This window comes from Deinococcus rhizophilus (assembly GCF_030271215.1).
Lineage (GTDB): Bacteria > Deinococcota > Deinococci > Deinococcales > Deinococcaceae > Deinococcus > Deinococcus rhizophilus.
Map to the genome: position 1 here is coordinate 1 of NZ_JASNGB010000234.1, position 3,884 is coordinate 3,884.

Annotated in this window: 3 protein-coding genes and 1 pseudogene; all 4 read right to left on the reverse strand. The window is 71.9% G+C overall.

Annotated features, from left to right (window positions below; genetic code table 11):
- Positions 1-411: pseudogene (locus QOL99_RS15720) on the reverse strand (ATP-dependent helicase); the annotation flags it as partial.
- Positions 412-413: 2 nt separating this feature from the next.
- Positions 414-2,003 carry a peptide chain release factor 3 gene (locus QOL99_RS15725; RefSeq protein WP_285525205.1) on the reverse strand — a complete coding sequence of 530 codons (1,590 nt, stop codon included), beginning with the start codon at positions 2,001-2,003 and terminating at the stop codon, positions 414-416.
- A 111-nt stretch (positions 2,004-2,114) separates the two neighbouring features.
- Positions 2,115-3,065, reverse strand: a complete 951-nt coding sequence (locus tag QOL99_RS15730; protein ID WP_285525207.1) for a histone deacetylase family protein — start codon at positions 3,063-3,065, stop codon at positions 2,115-2,117.
- Positions 3,066-3,227: 162 nt separating this feature from the next.
- The gene (locus QOL99_RS15735; protein ID WP_285525209.1) at positions 3,228-3,647 is read right to left on the reverse strand and encodes a hypothetical protein; all 420 of its coding nucleotides are present in this window, start codon (positions 3,645-3,647) and stop codon (positions 3,228-3,230) included.
- Positions 3,648-3,884 lie beyond the last annotated feature (237 nt).

The window sequence follows — 3,884 nt, forward strand, 5'->3', positions numbered from 1 at the left end:
TTGCCGCAGCGGGGTCGCCAGCGGGAGGGCCTCGCCGCCGCTGGCCGCGCCATCGTCCGGCCCGGCATCCGGCGTGGGTCGTGCAGGCGCGGGAACCGGCCCGGAGTGCGGCACCTCCTCCCGCCCGCTGGCCTCCAGCGCCCGTTCCAGGGGAGGGCTGAGCAGCGCCCGCGCGAGATGCACGCAGCCCTTCTTGCCGCAGCCGCACTCGCCCCCGGTGTAGATGCCGTCGGCATTGAGCAGGAACTGTTGGCGGTAGACCTGCCCACGTTCCTTGACCTCCGAGCGGCCCGTATACCCGTGTGGGGTGCGGGTCAGCTCCACCCCGGTGACAGCCCGCACATTCAGCGCCAGCGCCGCGCTGACGGTCGACAGGGCGAAAAAGGCCGGGGGAACACGCTCCAGCCGCATCCCTAGACCCGCGTCAGGTCTTTCGGCAGCGGCAGGAACTCGATCTCCGGGTGCTGCTCGGCGGTGTATTCGAGGTCGTACTTGCTGCGGAACAGCATCACCGGGCGGCCCTGGTCGTCCTCGACGTGCCGGGCGAAACGGGCCACGCCCTCGGGGTCGCCCGCCAGCCAGCGCACCAGCCCGTAGGACGTGACGTGCAATTCCACGTCCACGCCGTATTCCTCCGCGAGCCGGGCCTGAAAGACCTCGAACTGGAGGGGGCCCACGGCCCCGAGGTAGGGGTCACGCGCCCCGTCGGTGGGGTAGAAGACCTGCACCACGCCTTCCTCGGCCAGCTGGGTCAGGCCCTTCATGAACGCCTTGCGCTTGCCCACGTCCTTCAGGGAGAGGGTGGCAAACGTCTCGGGCGTGAAGCGCGGAAAGCCCGGCAGCGCGACCTTCGGCTCCACGCTCACCACGTCCCCGATCTGAAAGACGCCGGGGTTGACCAGCCCCACGATGTCGCCGGGGTAGGCTTCCTCGACCTTCTCGCGGTCCTGCGCGAAGAGGGTGTGGGCCTGCGAGAGCCGCAGCTTGCGCCCGGTGCGGGTGTGGGTCACGTCCATGCCGCGCGTAAAATGCCCGCTCATCACCCGCATGAACGCCGTGCGGTCGCGGTGGGCGCGGCTCATGTTGGCCTGAAGCTTGAAGACGAAGCCCGCGAAGCCCGCCTCGGGCGCCCGCTCGCCCAGGTTGGTCTCCACCGGGCCGGGCGGCGGCGCGAGGTCCACGAAGTTGCGCAGAAAGTGCTCCACGCCGAAGTTGTTCATCGCCGAGCCGAAAAAGACCGGGGTGAGTTCCCCCGACAGGAAGGCCGCCGGGTCGAATTCGGGCATCGCGCCCTGAATGAGTTCCACGTCTTCGCGCAGCTTGGCGGCGAGGTCAGCCCCGACGAGCGCGTCGAGCTGGGGGTCTTCCAGGCCCGCCGTCTGCACCGGGGCGCGGTGCTTGCCCCCCGAGGTGCGCTCGAAGGCGAGCACCTGCCCGGTCCCCAGGTCATAGACGCCCTTGAAGTCGGGGCCGTCCCCGATGGGCCAGGTCAGCGGCACCGCCGTGATCTTGAGGATGCCCCCGAGTTGCTCCAGCAGCTCGAAGGGGTCCTGCGCGGGGCGGTCCATCTTGTTCACGAAGGTCAGGATCGGGATGCCCCGGTTGCGGCACACCGCGAACAGCTTCTCGGTCTGCGCCTGCACGCCGCGCGCCGCGTCGAGGACCATCAGCGCGGAGTCGGCGGCGGTGAGCGTGCGGTAGGTGTCCTCCGAGAAGTCCTGGTGCCCCGGCGTGTCCAGCAGGTTGATGTGCCGCCCGGAATATTCGAAGGTCAGCGCCGAGGAGGAAATCGAGATGCCGCGCTGCTGCTCGATGCTCATCCAGTCGGATTTGGTGTGGCTGCGGCCTTCCTTGGCGGTGACCGACCCGGCCTCCTGAATCGCGCCGCCGTACAGCAGCAGCTTCTCGGTGATGGTGGTCTTGCCCGCGTCGGGGTGCGAGATGATGGCGAAGGTGCGGCGGCGGGCGATCTCGTGTTCAAGCTGGGCAGCGGGGATGGTCATGCGAACTACTCCTGCGGGCGGAACGGACACGCGCCCGGCGCTGTGGGGTCGTGGGGTCTGGGACGAAGCGCTCACCTGCGACTCGCGCTCACGGGGGCGGGAGGAGGTGGGTCATCCCGGCATGATAACGCCCCCGGCGGGCTGGAAGGCCGCGAGCGCCGCGTCCAGCGTGCCCAGCCGCGCCGCGATCAGCCGGGCGGGGTCGCGGTGGTAGCCCCCGGCCATCACCGTCACCAGCGGCGTGCGGGTGCGGGCCGCCCAGCGAAAGACCCGGTCGTCGCGCTCCCGCAGTCCCTCCAGCGTGAGCGCCAGCTTGCCCAGTTGATCGCCCTCCAGCACGTCCGCGCCTGCCAGGTAAAAGGCGAAGTCGGGCCGGAAGGCGGCGACGGCGGGGGCGACCTCCCGGTCGAGGGCGGCGAGGTACGCCGCGTCCCCGGTGGCGTCGGGCAGCGCCACGTCGAGGTCCCCCTCAGCCTTCTGGAAGGGGTAGTTGTTCGCCCCGTGCACGCTGACGGTCAGCACGCGCGGCTCGTCCGCGAACAGCGCCGCCGTGCCGTTGCCCTGGTGCACGTCGAGGTCGAGGACCAGCACCCGCCGCGCGTGCCCGCCCTCCAGCAACCAGCGGGCGCTGATCGCCACGTCGTTCAGGAAGGAAAACCCCCCCGCCCGGTCGCGCGAGGCGTGGTGGGTACCCCCGCCCAGGTTGAGGCCCAGGCCGTGCGCGAGGGCGTCCCGCGTGGCCGCCAGGGTCGCGCCGCTGCCTGCCAGACCGCGCTCTGCGACCGCCGGGGACCAGGGAAAGCCCAGCGCCCGTTCCTCCTCCCGCGTGACCTCGCCCCGGCGCCAGCGGTCCAGGTAGGCGGGGTCGTGCACGCGCTCGGCGTCGGGCCACGTCAGCGGCGGCGCGTCCAGCAGGGGCAGGCGCCCGGCGGCCTCCGCGAGCAACTGCTCCAGAAACTCGCGGGGCAGGAACTGACGCCGGGGAGGCGGGCCGTTCGTGTAAGCCGCCCGGCGAAAGGCGGTCCAGGCGCGGGGCCAGCCGGGAGGGAGGAGCAGGGTCACGGGTTCAGGCTACGGCCCGGCAGGCCGCGTGACTGGGCGGATGGACCGGGTGATGTCAGCGAGCTGGTCGCGGACTATCTGCGGCGCTGGGCGCAGGCATAGGCCGCGTACTTACCCGGAGGCTCCCCAGGCGGGGGCCTTTTTCGTGGTTCTCGCGGCAGGTCAGTTCAGCGCCGCGCTGCCCGGTTCCGCCGTTCCCGCGTAGACGGCCGCGAGGTCGCGCAGCATCCGGCGGGCCAGGACGATCAGGGCGTCCTCGTCCAGACTCTCGACCCGAAAACTCAGGCCCTGGGCGTACTCGCCCACGAAGGTCCCGCCGTCGCGGCGCACCCGCACCAGCACCTCGCACAGCCCCAGGCGAAACCACGCGGCGTGCCAGCCTCCCGGCGGCGGCGGGCGCAGGGCCGTGACGGGATCGGGCACCAGGTCGAGGGAGACGTTGTTCAGCGGCAACCCCGGCCCGCTGGCGGTTCGCAGCGCGTGGTACAGGGCATTGAGCAGCGCCTCGCACGCCCGCGCCTCGGCCTGCCGCTCGCTCGCCCGGCGGCGGATGGCGGCTTGCAGGGCGTCGAAGTCGGACACGGAAATATTCGTATCACGCCCGTGAATCAGGAGGGGCCAGGTTGGCCGCCCCGCTATCCTGCCGGGCGTGCCCACCCCACCCGCCCGGCCCCTGCTGCTGCTCTCCAACGGCACCGCCGAGGACCTGATCGGGGCGCGGCTGCTGACTGAACTGGGGCGGCCCGCGCGGGTGCTGCCGCTGGTGGGCGAGGGGCGGGCGTACGCAGGGGTGCCCGGCGCCACGCGGCTGGGCCCCAC

Excerpts from the sequence above, each read along its gene's own strand:
- QOL99_RS15725 (WP_285525205.1), bottom strand. The coding sequence starts at position 2,003 with ATGACCATCCCCGCTGCCCAGCTTGAACACGAGATCGCCCGCCGCCGC.